Origin of the sequence: Phaeobacter sp. A36a-5a (genome assembly GCF_037911135.1) — a bacterium.
Lineage (GTDB): Bacteria > Pseudomonadota > Alphaproteobacteria > Rhodobacterales > Rhodobacteraceae > Phaeobacter > Phaeobacter bryozoorum.
In genome coordinates this window covers 18,355-38,715 of sequence record NZ_JBBLYU010000003.1, presented here as the reverse complement: position 1 = coordinate 38,715, position 20,361 = coordinate 18,355, and the positions used below count along the sequence as shown (strand labels likewise).

19 protein-coding genes are annotated in these 20,361 nt (G+C 61.4%); 11 read left to right on the top strand and 8 right to left on the bottom strand.

Going from position 1 to position 20,361, the window contains the following annotated elements; translation table 11 throughout:
• Window positions 1–76: 76 nt before the first annotated feature.
• From mutL to WLQ66_RS13605, 4 genes are all read left to right on the top strand, one after another.
• Entirely contained in the window at window positions 77–2,026 is a 1,950-nt protein-coding gene (mutL, locus tag WLQ66_RS13620; RefSeq protein ID WP_340546879.1) for a DNA mismatch repair endonuclease MutL, read from the top strand.
• Entirely contained in the window at window positions 2,026–3,255 is a 1,230-nt protein-coding gene (locus WLQ66_RS13615; RefSeq protein WP_340546878.1) for a DNA recombination protein RmuC, read from the top strand. The genes mutL and WLQ66_RS13615 overlap by 1 nt, the downstream gene beginning before the upstream one ends.
• A complete protein-coding gene (locus tag WLQ66_RS13610; RefSeq protein ID WP_340546877.1) occupies window positions 3,255–4,556 on the top strand; it encodes an adenylate/guanylate cyclase domain-containing protein in 1,302 nt (433 codons plus the stop codon). The genes WLQ66_RS13615 and WLQ66_RS13610 overlap by 1 nt, the downstream gene beginning before the upstream one ends.
• Window positions 4,557–4,685: 129 nt before the next feature.
• Window positions 4,686–5,009 (top strand): DUF3775 domain-containing protein, encoded by a 324-nt coding sequence (locus WLQ66_RS13605; RefSeq protein ID WP_340546876.1) that lies wholly within the window; start codon window positions 4,686–4,688, stop codon window positions 5,007–5,009.
• Window positions 5,010–5,168: 159 nt separating this feature from the next.
• Here the strand turns inward: WLQ66_RS13605 and WLQ66_RS13600 are convergent, their stop codons facing one another.
• From WLQ66_RS13600 to WLQ66_RS13570, 7 genes are all read right to left on the bottom strand, one after another.
• Window positions 5,169–6,311, bottom strand: a complete 1,143-nt coding sequence (locus WLQ66_RS13600; RefSeq protein WP_340546875.1) for a saccharopine dehydrogenase family protein — start codon at window positions 6,309–6,311, stop codon at window positions 5,169–5,171.
• Window positions 6,312–6,343: 32 nt separating this feature from the next.
• On the bottom strand, window positions 6,344–7,396 hold the full coding sequence (locus WLQ66_RS13595; protein ID WP_340546874.1) for a saccharopine dehydrogenase: 1,053 nt from the start codon (window positions 7,394–7,396) through the stop codon (window positions 6,344–6,346).
• A gap of 10 nt (window positions 7,397–7,406) precedes the next feature.
• A complete protein-coding gene (locus WLQ66_RS13590; protein WP_340547246.1) occupies window positions 7,407–8,021 on the bottom strand; it encodes a glutathione S-transferase family protein in 615 nt (204 codons plus the stop codon).
• 48 nt (window positions 8,022–8,069) lie between these two features.
• On the bottom strand, window positions 8,070–8,720 hold the full coding sequence (locus tag WLQ66_RS13585; protein ID WP_340546873.1) for a histidine phosphatase family protein: 651 nt from the start codon (window positions 8,718–8,720) through the stop codon (window positions 8,070–8,072).
• A 313-nt stretch (window positions 8,721–9,033) separates the two neighbouring features.
• A complete protein-coding gene (locus WLQ66_RS13580; RefSeq protein WP_340546872.1) occupies window positions 9,034–9,261 on the bottom strand; it encodes a WGR domain-containing protein in 228 nt (75 codons plus the stop codon).
• Window positions 9,262–9,362: 101 nt separating this feature from the next.
• Window positions 9,363–10,067, bottom strand: coding sequence for a response regulator transcription factor (locus tag WLQ66_RS13575; protein ID WP_340546871.1), 705 nt, complete (start codon window positions 10,065–10,067; stop codon window positions 9,363–9,365).
• Complete coding sequence (locus tag WLQ66_RS13570) at window positions 10,064–11,965, bottom strand: hybrid sensor histidine kinase/response regulator (RefSeq protein WP_340546870.1); 1,902 nt, start codon at window positions 11,963–11,965, stop codon at window positions 10,064–10,066. Before WLQ66_RS13570 ends, WLQ66_RS13575 begins: the two co-directional genes overlap by 4 nt.
• A 270-nt stretch (window positions 11,966–12,235) precedes the next feature.
• Here WLQ66_RS13570 and WLQ66_RS13565 point away from each other — a divergent pair, with 270 nt between their 5' ends.
• From WLQ66_RS13565 to WLQ66_RS13555, 3 genes are all read left to right on the top strand, one after another.
• Window positions 12,236–14,179: an AMP-binding protein gene (locus WLQ66_RS13565; protein WP_340547245.1), complete on the top strand. Its 1,944-nt coding sequence runs from the start codon at window positions 12,236–12,238 to the stop codon at window positions 14,177–14,179.
• A 97-nt stretch (window positions 14,180–14,276) separates the two neighbouring features.
• Complete coding sequence (locus WLQ66_RS13560; protein WP_340547244.1) at window positions 14,277–15,086, top strand: ABC transporter ATP-binding protein; 810 nt, start codon at window positions 14,277–14,279, stop codon at window positions 15,084–15,086.
• 74 nt (window positions 15,087–15,160) lie between these two features.
• Window positions 15,161–16,147 (top strand): branched-chain amino acid ABC transporter permease, encoded by a 987-nt coding sequence (locus WLQ66_RS13555; RefSeq protein ID WP_340546869.1) that lies wholly within the window; start codon window positions 15,161–15,163, stop codon window positions 16,145–16,147.
• A gap of 57 nt (window positions 16,148–16,204) precedes the next feature.
• Here the strand turns inward: WLQ66_RS13555 and WLQ66_RS13550 are convergent, their stop codons facing one another.
• Window positions 16,205–16,549, bottom strand: a complete 345-nt coding sequence (locus tag WLQ66_RS13550) for an SHOCT domain-containing protein (protein ID WP_340546868.1) — start codon at window positions 16,547–16,549, stop codon at window positions 16,205–16,207.
• A gap of 102 nt (window positions 16,550–16,651) precedes the next feature.
• On the opposite strand from WLQ66_RS13550, the gene WLQ66_RS13545 reads away from it, so the two are divergent.
• The 4 genes from WLQ66_RS13545 (at window position 16,652) to WLQ66_RS13530 (ending at window position 20,357) form a co-directional block, all read left to right on the top strand.
• Entirely contained in the window at window positions 16,652–16,909 is a 258-nt protein-coding gene (locus WLQ66_RS13545; RefSeq protein WP_340546867.1) for a hypothetical protein, read from the top strand.
• A gap of 3 nt (window positions 16,910–16,912) precedes the next feature.
• A complete protein-coding gene (locus WLQ66_RS13540; RefSeq protein ID WP_340546866.1) occupies window positions 16,913–17,989 on the top strand; it encodes a branched-chain amino acid ABC transporter permease in 1,077 nt (358 codons plus the stop codon).
• Window positions 17,990–18,079: 90 nt separating this feature from the next.
• Window positions 18,080–19,363 (top strand): ABC transporter substrate-binding protein, encoded by a 1,284-nt coding sequence (locus tag WLQ66_RS13535; protein ID WP_340546865.1) that lies wholly within the window; start codon window positions 18,080–18,082, stop codon window positions 19,361–19,363.
• Window positions 19,364–19,520: 157 nt separating this feature from the next.
• The gene (locus tag WLQ66_RS13530; RefSeq protein WP_024098644.1) at window positions 19,521–20,357 is read left to right on the top strand and encodes an ABC transporter ATP-binding protein; all 837 of its coding nucleotides are present in this window, start codon (window positions 19,521–19,523) and stop codon (window positions 20,355–20,357) included.
• The last annotated feature ends 4 nt before the right edge of the window (window positions 20,358–20,361 follow it).

Genomic DNA, 20,361 nt, shown 5'->3' with positions numbered 1-20,361 from the left:
AACAGGCCGCTGACTGCGCCCGACAGGACGGATTGCGGCTGGAAGAATCGCGCGGCGGCATGCTAAATATTGCGGCATGGCATATGCAGACCCCCAAATCAGCGACAGTTCACAACCGATCATCCGGCAGCTTGATGACAGTGCCATCAACCGCATCGCTGCGGGAGAAGTGGTCGAACGCCCTGCTTCGGCGGTCAAGGAACTGGTGGAAAACGCCATTGATGCGGGGGCCTCTCGGATCACCATCGACATCGCGGATGGTGGCAAGACGCTGATCCGGGTGACCGATGATGGCTGCGGCATGGCACCCGCAGATCTGCCGCTGGCGCTGTCGAGACATGCCACCTCCAAGATCGACGGCTCTGACCTGCTGAACATCCATACCTTCGGCTTTCGCGGTGAGGCGCTGCCATCGCTCGGCGCTGTCGGACGGTTGAGCATTACCAGCCGCGCCAAGGGACACGAGGCCGCGAGGATTCGCGTCGCCGGTGGCCAGATGGAGCCGGTGAAACCTGCCGCCCTGCGCGCAGGCACCGTGGTTGAGCTGCGGGATCTGTTCTACGCCACGCCCGCCCGGCTGAAGTTCATGCGCAGCGACCGCGCCGAGACGCAGGCCATTGGCGACGTCATCAAGCGGCTGGCGATGGCGGAACCATCGGTTGGCTTTACCTTGCGTGATGTCTCCGGCGGCGGTGAGGGGCGGGTGACCTTTCGCGCGGACCCGCTGTCGGGTGATCTTTTCGATGCGCTGCACGGGCGGCTCACGACGGTTCTGGGGCGCGAATTTGCGGAAAACGCGCTCAAGATTGATGCCACCCGAGAGGGGGTCCGGCTTTTTGGCTATGCGGCCTTGCCGACCTATTCGCGGGGCGCCGCGGTGGCGCAGTTCCTCTTTGTGAACACCCGACCGGTTAAGGACAAGATGCTGACCGGTGCCCTCAGGGCGGCTTATTTCGATTTTCTCAGCCGCGACCGCCACCCGGCAGCGGCGCTGTTTCTGGACTGCGATCCGGCGCTGGTTGATGTGAACGTCCACCCCGCGAAGTCCGAGGTCCGGTTTCGCGATCCCGGTGTGGCGCGGGGTCTGATCGTCTCAGCGCTGCGCCATGCGCTGGCGGAGGCCGGTCATCGGGCCTCGTCCACGGTTGCGGGCGCGACCCTGGGGGCGATGCGCCCAGAAGCCACCTCGTCAGATCCGGCCGGCGCTGGCGGCCCGCGGATCTACCAGATGGATCGGCCGTCAATGGGCGCGCGCAGCCTTTCTTATGCAGCCCAGCAACCAGAGAGCTTCGCGCCTGCTCCCGCTCATCCGGCGCAATCGGTATCGCCCGGCTTTGCTGAGCTGGCCAGCGCCTATAGCGGCCGTGTGACAGAGGCGCCCAAAGGTGCGATGGCCCCGGGTCAGCCCTCGGACAGACCCGAAACCTCCGCGCCCGGGGCCGAGCATCTGCCGCTTGGTGCCGCACGCGGGCAGGTGCATGAGAACTACATCATTGCCCAGACTGCCGACGGTATGGTGATCGTCGATCAGCACGCCGCCCATGAACGGCTGGTCTACGAGAAGCTGAAACGCCAGATGGCCGAGACCGGCGTCGCTGCGCAGGCCCTGCTGATCCCCGAGATCGTCGAGCTTAGCGAGGGGGATTGTGCCCGTATCCTGGCGGTGGCCGATGATCTGGGCCGCTTTGGTCTGGGCATCGAAGCCTTCGGTGGCGGCGCCATCGCTGTGCGTGAAACCCCGGCCATACTCGGCACTGTCAATGCCGCAGCGATGGTGCGCGATATCCTTGATGAGCTGGATGATCAGGGCGAAAGCCAGCTGGTTCAGGCCAAGATTGAAGCCATCCTCAGCCGGGTTGCCTGCCATGGGTCCATCCGCTCGGGCCGCTGGATGCGCGGCGAGGAAATGAACGCCCTGCTGCGCGAAATGGAAGCAACGCCGCATTCCGGTCAGTGCAACCACGGGCGTCCGACCTATGTCGAGCTGAAACTGGCCGATATCGAACGTCTGTTCGGGCGGAGCTGATGGAGTCGGTCCTGCTCTTTCTGGAGCGCGCGGAGCCGCAGATGCTGGTGCTTCTGGGGATTGGTGGTCTGATGATGGTGGGTCTCGTCATGCTGCTGCGCAGCCATGCACGCGCTGCCGCGAGCATGGCCCCGATCGCACAGCAGATGGCTCATCTGGGACAAAGCGTTCAGCAGTTGCGCGGCGGGCTACAGCATGTCTCCGACGCGCAGGCCAATGCGCAGATGCAGATGATCCAGACCGTTGAGACCCGGCTCGGCGCTGTGCAGCAGCAGGTCAACGACCGTCTCTCCGACAACGCGCTGCGGCAGGCCCGCGCGCTGGCCGAGATGCAGGAGCGCTTGCAGGAGAGCCTGCACGGGTCGACCAAACGCACCGTCACCTCGCTCACTCAATTGCAGGAGCGGCTGGCGGTGATTGACAAGGCGCAGGACAATATCACGAAGCTGTCGGGTGATGTCCTGGGGCTTCAGGACATCCTGGCAAACAAGCAGACGCGCGGCGCTTTTGGTGAAATCCAGCTGAATGATATCGTCTCCAAGGCGCTGCCCTCTGACAGCTATGCCTTTCAGCACACGCTGAGCAACGGCAAGCGCGCCGATTGCCTGATCCATCTGCCCAATCCCCCCGGTCCGATCGTGATCGACAGCAAATTTCCGCTGGAACCCTATGAGGCGCTGCGCAACGCCGAGACCCCGGAGCAGCGCGCCAGCGCCGCGCGCCAGCTGAAGGCGGCATTGCGGGGCCACATCCGGGCGATTTCAGAGAAATACATACTGGAGGGCGAAACGGCGGATGGCGCGCTGATGTTCCTGCCCTCCGAGGCTGTTTATGCCGAACTCCATGCCAATTTTTCCGACATTGTGCGTGAGGGCTTCTCCGCCAAGGTCTGGATCGTTTCGCCAACCACCTGCATGGCCACGCTGAACACGATGCGCGCCATTCTCAAGGATGCGCGGATGCGCGAACAGGCCGGCGCGATCCGCAGCGAGCTGGGGCTTCTGCATAAGGATGTCGAACGTCTGGGCGACCGGGTGGGTAATCTGGACCGCCATTTCGGCATGGCGGCAAAGGATATCGCGGAGATCAAGATCAGCGCTGACAAGGCCGGACGCCGGGCGCAGCGGCTGGACAACTTCGACTTTGAAGAAATTGCCCCGACATCAGCTGGCATCGGTCAGCCCCCCGATCCGGTGAATGTCGTTCCGCTGGGGCGTTCCGATAGCTGATGCAACAGACCACCATCGCTCCCCTGCTGAACACGGCCTCAATCGCGGCAGAGCGGCTGGTGTCGGTTCTGCGGATCGCGGTGACGCTGGGCCTGTTTGCCGTATTCGTGGTGACGATGTCGGGGGTGGACTTCAGCTCTCTGGCGCCCTTCCTGCATCGTCAGCTGCTGTTTGCGCTATTGACGATGTTTGCCTATCTGACCCTCGGTATCGTTACCTTTGCTGCGACGACATTCGGGTGGTTCCGGCCCTGGATGTCCTGGATCAGCGTGACGGCGGACTGTGCCTTTCTGCTCTTCAATGTCTGGTTCAGCCTTGAGAACAGCAACTACCCCGGAGGCGTGGCGCTGCTGCTGCCGCCGGCCTGGCTGGTTCCGCTGGTGCTGGCCTACGGTGTCATGCGGATGGACCCGCGCCTGCAGCTGTATACGACGGTTCTGCTGACCGGTGGGCTGGGGATCCTGATTTTCTGGCCGGTGACCCGGCTGGATGTGGGGCAGATGGGCAGTCTGTACAGCGTGCTGGACAGCCCGGCAAACGTGATGAAGCTGACAATGATCCTGCTGGCCGGATTGGTCATGGTTGTGGCGGCTGCGCGGATGCGGCGATTGTTTTACCGGGAGCTGACGGCGGCCGAGGCGCGCGCCAACCTGACCCGCTATCTGCCGGCGCAGGTGGCCGATCAGCTCGCGGATGGCGGGCTTTCGGCGCTGCAACAGGGCCAGCGCCAGCCGATGGCCGTGATGTTTGTCGATATCCGCGGCTTTACCCGCTGGTCGGAATCACGTGATCCGCAGGAGGTCGGAGATTTCATCACCGCATTCCGCAATGAGGTGGAATTCAGCGCCACCCGGCATGGCGGAATGATCGACAAATATATGGGCGATGCGGCAATGCTGCTGTTTGATGATGCGCCTGTGGCGCGCGGCGGCGCAAATGGCGCCGCCCGGGCTCTGGCCTGTGCGGCGACGCTGAGCGAGGCCATTCACCGCTGGTCGGACCGGCGCGTCGCTGCGGGCGAGCCGCCGGTGGACATTGGCATCGGCGTTCACGCAGGTGAGGTGTTTTCTGGTGTTGTCGGCAATGCGGCGCGGCTGGAATATTCGGTCTTTGGAGATGCGGTCAACACCGCCTCCCGCCTCGAGCAGCACAGCAAGACCGTTCCGCAGACCATCATTGCCTCAGCTGTTACGTTTGAGATCGCAGGTATCGCCCCCGCGCGCCAGCGTTGGGTTGCCCTGCCGCCGGTGACGTTGCGCGGGCGCAGCAGGCTGATCGAGATCTACGCCAAAGACAGCTGATCCGTCGCGCGCCGGCCTCCCCGGGGGCGCGGTCTGGCGGCTTCTGCGGTTCTTGCCCCAGATCAAGGACAGCCACGCGGCAATGGGGTCTGATCCTCATGAACAGCGCGGACAATGGAGGACGAGCCCATGCTGGAGATCAGTGCCCGAAAGGTGGCGCAAGTGGCCATGATGGCGCGCGAGCTATCGCGCGCCGAGGGGGAGCTCAGGGCGTTTATCGACCGCATGGGCGAGGATGAGCAGGCCGAGCTGGTTGCGATCATGTGGATTGGCCGAGGCAGTTTCGACGCCGACGATCTGGAGGAGGCCATCGCAACCGCTCAGCAGGAGGCGACCACGCCGACTGCGGATTACCTGATCGGGACACCACATCTGGCGGATAATCTGGAATCCGGCTTGGACGCGCTGGGGATAGATGTTCAGAGCGTCGAAGAGGATGTCATCGGGCGCTGAGCGTTCCGCTGACAGGTTGCGATGGCAGATCGGTATGGCAGGGGGCGCCGAGGTGTAGCGCCCGCATGGCCTGTCGCGCCGGGGCTCTGCCCCGGACCCCGGGATATTTGGGGCCAGAAGATGGCTATCTTCCGCGCAGTCGGTAGCCGGGGCGTGGGTTCAAGACGTGCTGTCGACCACCTCGAGATGCTGGGCCAGCGCACCGATCTTACCCATCCACTGATCCACCAGATCGGCGTCGCTGGGCGCGGCGCTGACGCCGGGAGCGATTTTGCCGTTGATGGCAGCCTCGATGGCGAAGGACACCGGGTAGGAGACCAGCCGCGCCATCGCCGTGCCGCGTTCGTCACCCCAGGCATCCATCACATAGGTCTTGTGCCAGACTTCGGCACCGTCTTTTTCGGCTTTCAGCCCGACGCAAAGCACCACGCGGTCTGGCTCACCGTCGTCATAGGCATTCTCTGCCCAGAATTGATCCGACATTTCCTTGAGCCGGGCATCGCCTTCGGGGCCCGATAGTGTCTCGACCTCCTTGAAGACATCCGCCCAGGCATCGGCCCAGCCGTTGAGGCGCAGGGTGCCGCGAACGAATTCTTTTACCTTCCAGTCCGCGCCGAATTCATACTGCGCCATGAAAGGGAGCGAGTCGCGGTTCGGATAGACTTCGAAGCTTTCGGATGCGGGCAGCGGTGCCTCGTAGGAGGAGATCGCATCCCAGGGGCGGGCGACGTCCAGCGCCTTGAAATCGCGGATCGACTTCGACGGGGAGCGCAGCGCCTTCAGCACGCCGAGCGGCGACCAGCTGAATTTGTAGCGGAATGGGTTCGGTGTCTTGGGGATGCCGCCGCAGTAGGAGATAAAGCTGATCTCATTGTCCGCATCGAAGGCCTTGGAGGCCTTATAGTCGGCAACCAGCGCATGGGCCATCAGGTGGTCGATGCCAGGGTCGAGGCCAACCTCGTTGATCAGGCAGACACCGGCGTCCTTTGCCCGCTGGTCCAGCGCGCGCATCTCCGGGGCGATGTAAGAGGACGACACGAAATGGGCGCCATGCTCAATCGCCAGCTCAGCCAGCGGCACATGCCAGTCACCGGGCAGCATCGAGACGATCACATCCTTGGGGCTGAGCATCTGGCCCAGATTGGCAAGGCTGAAGGCATGGATATTGGTTGTCAGATCGCCGATTGCCTCGCGCGCCTTATCGGGAGTGCGGTTCCAGACCGCGACGTCATGGCCCGCCTCAAGCAGGCGGCGCAGGCCAGGGATTGCGGACAGGCCGGTGCCACACCAATGGATTGTCATTGTCAGTCTCCGTTGTTTGGTTCCGGCGATGGTCAGCCCGGAAGATGGTCCTTGAAGGTGGTTTCCGCCCGGCCCCAGACGCCACTGGCAAGATCGGTAAGGGTCAGCAGGGAGGGCAGCAGCTGGGCTGCATAGTCTTCGGAGCTTTCGACCGGCAGCATCGAAGGCAGGTTATCAATCGCCATGACGTCCAGTACGGGATCCTGGGCGACCCGCAGGGCAGGGGCCTCCCATGTGGTGGCGCGGTCATAGACCGGAACCGGGTTGTAGTCGCTATCGGGATCGCAGGCGACATCGCCGATGGCGGTCAGCCGACGATCAGCGGTCAGCGCCTCTTGCGGGACGAAGACCGGCGTGCCGGGGCGTGCGAAGATGCAGTTGAGAAAGAGATCATGGGCCAGAATTTCGGGGAAAGGGCCGCCGCTGGCGGTTTCTGCCATATCCCATTTGGTGACCGCGACACCCATCGCCTCGCAGAGATCGGCGGCCCCGGTGCCGACCCGGCCTAGGGCGCCAATGACGATGGCCGAGGGGCGGTCGGTTTTCAGACCATCCAGCTCTGCGCTCAGCTCGGCAAGCAGCGCATCCTTGCCCTCGTAGACGCCAACCGGGCCGCAGAGCTCACCGCGCTGCTGCGCGGCCCAGGTTTTCAGCGTGACGGCCGCACCGGCATAGCCGGCCCAATAGCCGAAGGCCGCAACCCGGCGGCCACTTTCATCGACCAGATATTCCAGATCGTAGAGCGTGCCGCCGCCGGCCTGGAACCGTTCAAGAAGCGCTTTGCCGGAGTGCTGCCCCTTGTAGGCATGTCCGAACATGATGTGGCGGTGCGGCAGCGGAGTGCCATCTTCGGGCAGTTCTTTCAGGCCGAAGATGATGGCGTCGCGGGGGGCGTCGGGCCAGCTGTTCTCTGCCGCGATCTCGCAGCCGGCGTCAATGTAGCCCTGCAACGGGATGGCGCGGACCGTGCTTTCCTCGACCGTGACCTTCAGCCCGGCGTCGATGAGCGCTCTGGCACCTTCGGGCGTCAGGCCAACCCGTTCTTCATTTGGGCGCTGTTCGGCCCGTACCCATAGATGTGTCATGTCTTGTCCTTTACAGCATGCCCTTGGCGGTCACCGCGTGCACCGAGTCACGCTGTTCCATAGCCGCCATGAAGGTCTGAATTTTTGGGTAGTTGGCGAGGGTCACGCCGTCGCCCTCCAGCCAGGTGCAGATCACATAGAGATAGCAATCCGCCAGGCTAATGGTGTCGCCCAGCACGTAAGGGCCGCGCAGTCCGAACTGGCTGATATAGTCGCAGGAGGCGGCCATGGTCTGTGGCACCTTGGCCTGCATGTCCTTGAAGCTGGAAGTCTTGCTGGCCCAGCGGCTTCCGCGCAGTTTATGGGCGTGGTTCACATGCATGGTGGAGGCGAGATAGAACATCACCTCACGCATGCGGGCCAGCAGGACCGCCTCGCGGGGGCGCAGAGCGGCATCGGGGGCCATATCGGCCACATATTCCAGCAAGGCGCCGGTTTCCGTCAGGATGCCGCCATCCACCACCAGCGCCGGGACACGGCCCTTGGGGTTGATCTGGGCATAGGCGGTGCCAAGCTGTTCCTTGGCTGCGAAGTCAATACGGATCGGCTCGTAGTCCAGTCCGGACTCTTCCAGCGCGATGGCGACGGCCACCGAAATCGTCCTGGGTGCATAATAGAGCTGCATCATCCTGTCCCTCCCTCAGATAGTGCGGTCCCCGGTCGGATGTCGGGCCTACAGATGGGTCTGTGCGTAATGCCGATCCGGGGCTTCCAGATGGGGCACCGCGTTGAACAGCACCGGGCTCAGCTGACCGCCGATCGCGTGCAGCCGGTGCATCGAACTGTTCATGATCGCGAGCGCCATGCGCGCCATTCCGGTGGTATCCAGCCCCATCGCCTGCCGCATGGCCATCGCGATCAGCCCGCCGGATGTAACCACCAGGGCCGGCCCGTCGCCTGCGGAGATTTCGGCCAAGGCGGAGCGGGTGCGGGTTTCAAAGTCTCGCCAGCTTTCTGGCGGGTTGGTGATCTCATCCGCAGCCCAGGCGGAGAAAACCTTGGGCATGTGCTCGATGAACCCTTCCCGTTCGGTCGGGATCTTCAGCCCGTGCTGGGCCTGCATCGCCTCGGCCAGATTGAAGTATTCCATTTCGTTCAGTCGCGGATCCTGCACCACGTTTTCAAGCCCCATGGCAGTCGCGGTTTGCAGATGGCGGGTCAGCGTGCCGCAATAGACGCGGGTGTAATGCGCGCGCGTCTCGCTCAGATGCGCGCCAAGCCAGCGTGCCTGCTGATGGCCCAGATCGCTCAACCGGTCATAGCTCGCTTCGTCGCGGGCGCTGGTGTTGGCCTGTCCGTGGCGGATCAGCGTGATATGCGTCATGGCGTGTTCCTTTGCGTCCGGGCAAGTCTTAAGCAAGCTTTCCAACGGTGGAAAGGGCCAGTTGTCGATTTCGGATCCAATCCAGTCGGGCGGCACGGCGACAGGTAAATTAGGTCCGGTTCGGACCAAATGTTTCGCGTGCGAAACAAACGAACAAAAGCTTAACGAAGAACCACGCAAAAGACCTTGTTTTACGGTTGTTGCGCAATGGGCGCGCGGGGAATTGGGCCGCCGTAAACCGGCGCGCTGTACGGTGGGTGAAAGGGGATCTTGAGCTGATGGGCGATGGCGGTATGTGGAGGCTTATCGCCGATCAGGCGCGGTCATAGCCCCGTTTCAGCATCCGTTTGCGGTGCTGATCCGCCGCGATCGAGGCTTCGCGCAGGTTGCCGTAGATATTGATGGCGCTCTGCCCGCTGCCGCCGGCCACCCCCCATTCCCTGAGAACGGAGACTTCAGCGAAGAGGTTCATCGCAAGTTCGATCCGATAGAAGCGCGGGACCCGCGCCGGGTGTTGGCGATAGAGCAGACAGGTAGCCATACCCGAATCATATCGCCGTCGATTCGCTGCGTCCAGTCCGAGCTTTGGCCAGAGTACTCCCAGAGCTTTGGCGGCTGGATTTCGAGCCGACGGCGGCGTGATCAGAGCCAGCTGACATCGCCGAGGAAGATATAGCCGGCGCCGTAGATCGTCTTGATCAGGCGCGGGTTCTTAGGGTCTTCGCGCAGCTTGGTGCGCAATCGCGAGATGCGCACATCCATGGCCCGATCAAAGCTTTCGCCAGCACCACCGCCTAGGCTTTCTTGCATCTGGGCGCGGGAAATCAGCCGTTTCGGGCTTTCCAGGAACAGCCGCAGCACCTCGCCCTCGGCATGTGAAAACGGGGTCTCTGCGCCGCTGTCATCTTCAAGGATGTAGCGATCGAAATGCGCGGTCCAGCCGGAAAACGAGGCGCTGTTTCCCGTGGTTGCCGCAGTGCGGGGGCCCCCGCGCAGCCGGGCGCGGATGCGCGCCACCACCTCGGCCGGGTCAAAGGGTTTGGTGATGTAATCATCTGCCCCGAGCTCCAGCCCGGTAACACGGTCCTGTACCTGTGCGCGTCCAGAAATGATGATCACGGCCGCCCCCTGTTCCAGCGCGAGGCGATGCACCAGCGCCAGCCCATCGGTATCGGGCAGCGAGAGATCGACAAGGCAGACATCGGGAGTCACCCGGTTGAGAGAGGCCTCAAATTCGCGGGCGCGGGCAAAGCTCTGGGTGCGAAATCCGGCTTCCTCCAGCGTGTCGGTCAGGATGCGGCGAATCTCCGGCTCGTCGTCAAGAATGGTGATTAGGGGTCGGCTCATGCGGCGGGTTCCGATTTGATCAGCGCTGAAAGCTGATGAGTGGTAAAGGGTTTCTGCAACACCGGGCAACGTTTCAGCGCCATGCGGAACAGAGGATCGCTGGTCGGCAGGGACGTCATCAGAATGCAGGGCAGGCGAGAGCCCTGCAAGCGGTCGACCAGGTCGATCCCGGTGGCGCTGCCCTGCAACTTGATATCTGACAGGACCAGAGAGATGCCATCGATATCGGCGGTAAGCGCGCAGGCTTCGTCCACGCTTGTGGCCTCAACCACGGCATAGCCAAGATCAATCAGCATATCGCGGAAGTTGGCGCGCAGCTCCTCGCTGTCCTCCACCAGCAGCGCCAGCCCGCCGGCGGCATCCGGTGCCAGCCGATAGGGAATGCGCAGGGTCACGCTGGCACCGGAAACGGTATTGCCGATCCGCATGTCCCCACCGGTGGATTTGGCCATATCGTAGACCATCGGCAGGCCCAGACCTGATCCTTCGCCGCCCTTGGTAGTGAAGAAAGGGTTCAATGCCTTCTCCAGCGCGGTTTTGGAAAAGCCCGGTCCGGTGTCGGTAACGCTGAGTTCAAGCCAGGTTTGCCCGACGACATGGGCGCTGACAGTGATCTGACCCTGACTGCCGCAGGCGTCACGTGCGTTCAGAATAAGGTTCAAAAGGGCATCCTGCAGTTTGCCCGGATCCAGCAGCAGCCGCACATCCGGCGTGTGATCCACGATGCTGAGGCCCATGCCCTGCGGCAGCGAAGGCGTCGCCAGCACCTTCAGCTCTTGCAAAAGGCCGTGCAGATCGGTGGCGCGTGGACGCAGGCTGCGGTGTCCGGTCATCTCGGCAATACGGTTGAGGAGGCGCCCGCCACGGCGGGCAGCGGAGAGCGTGGCCTGAACCAGATCGGCCGCCTCCGGGGTCAGATCGGATTTCGCCAGTTTGCCCTGCATCCCGAGGATGATGGTCAGGAGGTTCGAGAAATCATGCGCCAGCCCGCTGGTCATCTGAGCGGCCATTTCGCGGCGGCGGGCCTGTTGCAGGGCGACACGGGTCTGGGTTTCCTCGGTCACATCCATCGACAGGATGAACACGCCGCCGGTGTCATCGGGGGTGAAGGCCACCCGGATCCGGCGGCTGTCATGGCTTTCAGTGAACTCGAACACCGGGCTTTCGCCCTGGTAGGCCGCCATCAGATGCGGTGCAATCTTGTCATAGGCGGCCGCGCCGAGCGCCTCTGCGATATGCGTGCCGAGGATTTCGGACGGACGGCTGGGAAACACCGAACTGAGGCGCCGGTTGGTATAGGTATAATAGCCCTCGGCGTCGACATGGGCGATATGGGCGGGCATCATCTCGGTCGTCAGGCGGGTGCGCGCTTCCATCTCCGTGAGCTGACGCTTCGCCTCTTCCAGTGCGGTGATCGTCGCGGCCAGTTTGCGGTTGGTGGCTGACAGCTCTTCGGTATGGGCGATCAGCTGATCGGACATTTCCTCGGACCGGGCCCGCAACAGCTGTTCAATTCGCTTGGTCCGGGTGATGTCGGTGTAGACCGTGACCCAGCCCCCCTGAGGCAGAGGTGCCCCTTCGATAGAGATCACCTGACCGTTGGCGCGTTCGCGTTCCAGATAATGGGGCACGAAATCCAGCGCCTGATCAACGCGCTGTTGCACGAACCCCTCGATATCATCGACCGGGCCATATTCGCCGCTGGTGGCAATATGTCGGATCGTCTCGTCAAAGCGTGCACCCGGGGTGATCAGCGCATCGGGCAGGTCGAACATCTCCTGAAAACGCTGATTGCACACAACAAGGCGCAGCTCGCTGTCATAGATCGACATCGCCTGGGCAATCAGGTTGAGCCCGGCGGTGGTCATTGTTGCGCGGTGTTTCTCGGATCGGTTCATGCTGTCTCCCCGCCGCATGGCTAGCATCCCGACGGGCCTGCGCAAAGAGCTTAGCCTGCGACAGGGGGCCCCGGTGGGACGATCTGCGTTCGCTGGGCGAACGGCTGTTACAATTCGTAAGATTTGGGAAAACTTCAGGAAAAAGTTGACGCAATAGCATGAGGCCGTCCCTAATCGGGATCAGAATCGCGGTTAGCGATCAGTCCGGCCGCATGGGTCGGAAAGGGGAGGAGAAAGAACGTGGCTCAGACGCAGTCGGGTGCCGCAGGGATGATGTCCCTGCCGGCGCTGCTTGAACGCAATGCGGCGCAGTTTGGCGATCGCCAAGCCTATCGGGAAAAGGAATTCGGCATTTGGCAATGCTGGACCTGGTCCGAGACCCAGAAGGAAATCGAGGCGCTGGCGCTTGGGTTGATCAATCTGGGCGTCAACGAAGGCGACTTTATCGCCATCATCGGGCGCAACCGTCCGTATCTCTACTGGGCGATGGTTGCGGCACAATCCGTGGGCGCGGTGCCGGTGCCGCTCTATCAGGACGCGGTGGCGGAAGAGATGGCCTATGTACTGGGCCACTGCGGTGCGCGGTTTGTGATCGCGGGTGATCAGGAACAGGTCGATAAGGTCATCGAGGTTCAGGAAGAGCTGAGCAATCTGGAGCAGATCATCTATCTGGATCCGCGTGGTATGCGCAAATATGATCACCATGCGCTGCATCAATATTCCCACGTTCAGGATCAGGGCCGCGCGGCACGCGACGAATGGGCCCCCGATCTGGAAGCCCGCAAGGCCAAGCTGACCTACGACAGCACCTGCGTCATGCTCTACACCTCCGGCACCACGGGCAAGCCGAAGGGTGTCGTCCTGTCCAACCGCAACGTGATCGAAAGCGCCAAGAACTCGGCGGAGTTCGACCGGCTGACGGCGGGAGAGAACATCCTGTCCTATCTTCCGATGGCATGGGTCGGGGATTTCATTTTCTCGATCGGGCAGGCCTATTGGTGCGGCTTCTGCGTGAACTGTCCCGAAAGCGCCGAAACGATGATGACCGACCTTCGCGAGATCGGTCCGACCTATTTCTTTGCGCCGCCACGTGTCTTTGAAGGCCAGCTGACCAGCGTGATGATCCGTATGGAAGACGCGAGCACGCTGAAGCGCAAGATGTTCCACCACTTCCTGGCACATGCAAAAAAGGTGGGCGGCGACATTCTCGACGGGCGTCCGGTAGGCCTGATGGACCGGCTGAAGTACAAGCTGGGCGATCTGCTTGTCTACGGTCCGTTGAAGGATACGCTGGGCTATGGCCGTATTCGCGTCGGCTACACTGCGGGTGAGGCAATCGGGCCGGAAATCTTTGATTTCTACCGCAGTCTGGGCATCAACCTCAAACAGCTCTACGGCCAGACAGAGGCGACCGTATTCATCACCGTGCAGCCTGATGGCGAGGTGCGCGCAGATACGGTGGGGGTTCCGGCCCCGGATGTGGAGATCAGGATCGCCGAGAATGGCGAGATTTTCTATCGATCGCCGGGCACCTTTGTTGAATATTACAACAACCCGGAATCCACGGCCTCGACCAAGGATGCCGAGGGTTGGGTGGCCACTGGTGATGCGGGTTTCTTTGAAGAGGGCAGCGGCCATCTGCGCATTATCGACCGTGCCAAGGATGTCGGAAAAATGGCGGATGGCGCGATGTTTGCGCCCAAATACGTCGAGAACAAGCTGAAGTTCTATCCGGATATTCTGGAGGTCGTGCTGTTCGGCAATGGCAGGGACCGCTGTGTTGCCTTCATCAATATCGATCTGACGGCAGTCGGCAACTGGGCAGAACGGAACAATATCGCCTATGCGTCCTATCAGGAGCTGGCGGGGCATCCGAAAGTTCTGCAATCCATCAAAGAGCATGTTGAAAAGGTCAATGAGTCCGTGGCTCAGGACCGGATGCTGTCCGGCTGCCAGGTGCATCGCTTTGTTGTGCTGCACAAGGAACTGGACGCAGATGACGGCGAAATGACCCGGACGCGGAAGGTCCGCCGTGTGGTGGTCGAAGACAAATATGCCGACATCATCGCGGCTCTTTACGATGGCTCGTCACAGATTTCGACACGCACCGAGGTGACTTACGAAGATGGCCGCAAGGGCGCGATCAGTGCCACGCTGGATATCATTGATGCCAAGGTCGTACCGGTGGCCCCACAAGCGGTGGCTGCCCAATGAAACGGATTATGACAGGCGCTGCGTCGATGCGGTCGGCGGCGGCGCGGAGCCACAGCACATCAACCAACAAGGCGAAAGGCGTGGTGTCGTGAAGGATATGGAAGACGGCTATATCACCGAGGACGGGCGCAAGATCGGCGGCGTGGTGATGGAGATGAAGAACATCACCCTGCGCTTTGGCGGCGTGGTGGCGATCAAGGATATCTCGTTTGATATTCGTGAAGGCGAGATCCGGGCCATCATCGGCCCCAACGGTGCGGGCAAATCCTCGATGCTGAACGTGATCTCGGGCTTTTACGTCCCACAGGAGGGTGAAGTTCTGTTTCGCGGCAAACCCCGCCCGCAGATGCGCCCCTACGAGGTGGCACGTCAGGGCATCGCCCGGACATTCCAGAATATCGCGCTGTTTGACGGGATGAGCGTGCTGGACAACGTGATGACCGGGCGGCTCAACTTCATGAAGACCAATCTGCTTCAGCAGGCGATCTGGCGTGGCAAGGCGGAGGCCGAGGAGACCGAAAACCGGGCGGCGGTTGAGCGGATCATCGACTTTCTTGAGATCCAGCACATCCGCAAAACGCCTGTGGCACGGCTGCCTTATGGTCTGAAAAAGCGGGTTGAGCTGGCGCGGGCGCTGGCGGCGGAGCCAAAGCTGCTGCTGCTGGATGAACCTATGGCGGGGATGAACGTCGAGGAAAAAGAGGACATGTCCCGCTTTATCCTGGATGTGAACGACGAGTTTGGCACCACCATCGCGCTGATCGAACACGACATGGGCGTGGTTATGGATCTGTCCGACCGGGTTGTCGTGATGGATTACGGCAAGAAGATCGGCGACGGCACGCCCGAGGAAGTGCGCAACAATCAGGATGTGATCGACGCCTATCTGGGGGTCAGCCATGACTGATGAGCGATTGGGTGGAAAAATTTTCGAAAATTTTTGGCAAGTTTCTTTGAGGAAACTTGCAGGAGGAGAGCGGGATGCCTGAACAACTCGTCTTTGCGATGGAGGTCACGCTGAATGGCCTGATGGCTGGAGTGCTCTATGCGCTGGTCGCGCTGGGGTTTGTCCTGATCTACAAGGCCTCGGGGATCTTCAACTACGCCCAGGGCGTGATGGCATTGTTTGCCGCGATGACGCTGGTTGGGATCATGGACGGGCAGGTTCCGTTCTCCCATGTGATCAACGCGATCTTTGGCGGGCATGTCACCCATTTTGGCTGGACCGTGCCGTCCTTTGTGGCGATCGTCATGACGGTTGGGGTGATGGTTCTCCTGGCCTGGATGGTCCAGCAATTCGTGATGCGCCATCTGGTTGGCCAGGAACCGATCATCCTCTTTATGGCCACCATTGGACTTGCCTATTTCCTCGAAGGGGTGGCGGATCTGATGTGGGGCTCGGAGATCAAGACGCTGGACGTCGGTCTGCCGCAGGGCATCAACCTGTGGATCGACGAGACCACCTATCAGATCTTTGATTATGGTTTCTTCGTCGACAATCTCGACATTGTTGCGACCATCATCGCGGCACTGCTGGTGGCGGGGCTGGTGGCCTTTGCGCAATATACCAAACAGGGGCGCGCCATGCGGGCGGTGGCCGACGACCATCAGGCGGCGCTGTCGGTTGGCATATCGCTGAACTTTATCTGGGTACTGGTTTGGTCTGTCGCGGGGTTTGTCGCGCTGGTCGCCGGGATCATGTGGGGCACGAAGTCCGGCGTGCAGTTCTCGCTGTCGCTCATCGCTCTGAAGGCCCTGCCGGTATTGATGCTGGGCGGTTTCACCTCGATCCCCGGCGCAATTGTTGGCGGGCTGATCATTGGCGTAGGCGAAAAACTGTTCGAATTCATGGTCGGCCCGATGGTCGGGGGCGCGACGGAAAACTGGTTTGCCTATGTTCTGGCGCTGCTGTTCCTGGTGTTCCGCCCGCAAGGTCTGTTCGGGGAGAAGATCATTGAACGGGTCTGATGCGCCTTGGCATGGTGTGCGGCCCCGATCTTTCGGGACCGCGTCGCCGTGGCTCCGTCAGCCTTCCAGACGCCGGAAGGCCGCGATGACGATGGCTGCAAACACGGTGACAACCAGCGTGAAGGCTATCGTCAGATCGCCGATCAGCTGTCCGACAAGCACCGTCATGGCCGCCGCCGCGCAGAGCGCAAGCAGCAGCATGCCCCAGGCACCCGGCGCAACATCGCCTGAAGGTCGCGCTGCGGTCCGGGCCACTGGTTGGCGGCTGGCCTGCGGCAGCACCGTTGCCTCCTCGACCGTGTTCAACAGCCGGGTCTTGGCCTTTGTGAACTCCTCGGGAGATATCTCTCCCCTGTCCCGCGCAGCCTCTAGCTGCCGGATTTCCTGCAAGATTGCACTCATCGTTCCCACTCACTTTTCCCACGATGAAGGTGGCAGAAAGATTTGGACGAAATGTGGCGAAAGCCAGAAATCCGAAGAAATGGTTAACGCCGGAGGCGGCCGATGACGAAGCTGATCGCCATCATCAATGTCATTGCCTGGGCCGGGTTCTGGGCCTTTGGATATCTGGCGCTGACCGCCGAAGGGTTTTCCGAAGCACAGATGGTCACAGCATCGCTGTTGGCGGCGGCGGGGCTGATTACCGGGGTTCTTGCCTATCTGCGACTGGCCCGTGCTGCCGAGTTAAGCGGTTACGCCAGCAAGACAAATCAACTCGACGCGGGTCTTAGAAACCGCGCGCAGCAAGAAGGGAGCATCTGAGTCATGTTCTATCGTGAAGCCGGAGATTTCAAAACCTCCTACCAAGATGACAGCCAGACCTTCCCGATCAAATTCGACCGGATCCGTTATTATGTGGTGCTGGCACTGGCGTTTCTGGTGGTTCCTTTTGTGATAAATGACTATTGGGCCAACGCCATTCTGCTGCCGTTTCTGATCTATTCGATCGCGGCGATTGGCCTCAATATCCTGGTGGGATATTGTGGTCAGGTGTCGCTGGGCACCGGTGGTTTCATGGCGGTGGGGGCCTATGCCTGCTACAAGCTGATGACCGCCTTTCCAGAGGTGAGCATGTTCATTCATGTGCTGCTGGCGGGCGGGATCACTTCGCTGGTCTGCATCGCCTTTGGCCTGCCGTCGCTGCGCATCAAGGGGTTCTATCTGGCGGTGGCGACACTGGCGGCGCAGTTCTTTCTGGTGTGGCTCTTCAACCGGGTGCCTTGGTTCTACAACTACTCGGCCTCCGGCCAGATCAGCGCGCCTGAGCGGGATGTGTTCGGCATCCTCATCACCGGCCCCAATGCTCCGGCCTGGGCCACCTATATGTTCAGCCTGATTTTCCTGGCGTTTTGCGCACTGGTGGCCCGCAACCTGACCCGTGGCACGATTGGGCGCAGCTGGATGGCGATCCGTGACATGGACATCGCCGCCGAGATCATCGGGGTGAACCCGCTGAAGGCCAAGCTGTCGGCCTTTGGTGTGTCGGGCTTCTTTATCGGTGTCTCCGGCGCGCTGTTCTTTTCCGTCTATCTTGGTGCGGTTGAAGTCGGCGAGGCCTTTGGCATCAACAAGTCGTTCCTGGTGTTGTTCATGGTGATCATCGGCGGTCTGGGGTCGATTTTCGGCTCCTTTGCCGGGGCGGCGTTCCTGGTGCTGCTGCCGGTGGTTCTGAAGGTTGTCGGCGTTGATGTGCTGGGCTGGCCCACCGATATCGTCGCCCATATTCAGCTGGTGATTGTTGGTGCGTTGATCGTGATCTTCCTGATCGCGGAGCCGCATGGCATCGCGCAGCTGTGGCGCGTCGCCAAGGAAAAACTGAGACTCTGGCCGTTCCCGCACTAAGCGGGGCCGGCCAAGCAAGACCGCGGGGCAATAACAAGATCAACCCCCGCTGTGACCCACATCGGACAATTCAAGGGAGGATGAGACCCGATGAAAATGAAACTGACGACTCTGGCGCTGGGCGCCATGATGGCTGCTGGCCCTGCGATGGCAGACCTGGTGTTCCCGTCGCTGAGCTATCGCACCGGCCCTTATGCCGCCGGTGGCATCCCCTTTGCCGACGGCTATGCGGATTACTTCACCCTGGTCAACGAGCGTGACGGCGGCATCAATGGTGTGAAGGCCAAGGTCATCGAATGCGAGACCGGCTATAACACGGAAAAAGGTGTGGAATGCTATGAGGCGACCAAAGGCGAAGGCGCGCTGGTCTATCAGCCGCTGTCCACCGGCATCACCTATCAGCTGATCCCGAAAGTGACGGCGGACGGCATCCCGCTGCACACCATGGGCTATGGCCGGACATCGGCAGCCAATGGCGAAGTGTTCAGCAATGTCTTCAACTATCCTGCCAACTACTGGGATGGTGCGTCAGGGATCATCAACTATCTGCTTGAGGAAAACGGCGGTGATCTGAACGGCAAGAAAATCTCGCTGCTGTTCCATAACTCCGCCTACGGCAAAGAGCCGATCCGCACGCTGGAGGAGCTGTCCAAGAAGCACGGCTTCACCCTGTCGACCCTGCCGGTGGATCACCCCGGTCAGGAACAGAAGTCCCAGTGGCTGCAAATTCGCCGTGATCGCCCGGATTTCGTGATCATGTGGGGCTGGGGTGTCATGAACCAGGTTGCCATTCAGGAGGCCGCCAACATTCGCTATCCGATGGAGAATTTCATCGGTGTCTGGTGGTCCGGCGCCGAGCATGACGTGATGGCTGCGGGCGACAAGGCCAATGGATACAAGGCCGTGACTTTCCACGGTGTTGGTCGTGACTTCCCGGTGTTCGATGACATCCAGACGCATGTCGTTGACAAGGGGCTTGCGGCTGGTGCCGGCGATCAGATCGGTAACGTGCTCTATAACCGCGGCATGTATGCGGCGATGTTGGCCGTTGAAGCGGCCAAGACCGCACAGGAGATCCACGGCACCAATGACATCACTCCGGCGATGATGCGTGACGGCATGGAAGCTCTGGAGATGCCCGAGGCACGGATGTCGGCGCTGGGTATGCCGTATTTCGGCCCGTCCTTTAACGTCTCCTGCGAGAACCACGGTGGCCCCGGCCTGGTTGGTATGACCCAGTGGGATGCCTCGAGCAAAACCTGGAACCTGATCAGTGACTTTGCCCCGAGCGATCGCGACGTGATCCAGCCTCTCATCGAGGAAGATTCCATGGCTTATGCCAAGGAAAACAACATTGAGGTGGGCTGCAAGTAACGCAGTTTGGTCTGCCCCCGGTTTTCGGTCGGGGGCGGACCTGGCGAACCGCGTCGCTGCTGGCGCGCATATCATCCGGTGCGGCGCGCAAGGGCCGCACCCACAGACAGACCCGGAACAGGGCGACCGGGTCAGGACCGCGTGAGGACAACAACAGATGCTGGATACAGCCAAAACCACCGATGTTCAGGCAGAGACCCTGCTTGAGGTCAACAACATCGAAGTGATCTACAACCACGTGATCCTCGTTTTGAAGGGCGTCAGCCTGAAGGTGCCCAAGGGCGGGATCACCGCGCTATTGGGTGGCAATGGCGCGGGCAAGACGACAACACTCAAGGCGGTGTCAAACCTGCTGCATTCGGAGCGGGGCGAGGTCACCAAAGGGTCGATCAGCTACCGCGGCGAGCGGATTCAGGACCGCGATCCTGCCGAACTGGTCAAGAAAGGCGTCATTCAGGTGATGGAGGGCCGTCACTGTTTTGAGCATCTGACCGTTGAGGAAAACCTGCTGACCGGCGCCTATACGCGCAGCGATGGCAATGCGAACATCCAGCGCGATCTTGAAATGGTCTACAGCTATTTCCCGCGCCTGAAGGAACGCCGCCGCAGTCAGGCCGGCTATACCTCCGGCGGGGAGCAGCAGATGGTGGCCATGGGGCGCGCCCTGATGAGCCGCCCTGAGACGATCCTGCTGGACGAGCCGTCCATGGGGCTGGCACCTCAGCTGGTGGAGCAGATCTTTGAAATCGTAAAGTCGATCAATGAAAACGAAGGGGTGACCTTCCTTCTGGCTGAGCAGAACACCAATGTGGCGCTGCGGTATTCGCACTATGGTTACATCCTGGAGTCTGGCCGTGTGGTCATGGATGGCCCGGCGGCTGAGCTGCGCGAGAACCCGGATGTGAAGGAATTCTACCTCGGGATGTCCGACGAAGGACGCAAGAGTTTCCGGGATGTGCGGTCATACCGCCGCCGGAAGCGGTGGTTGAGCTGAGGTG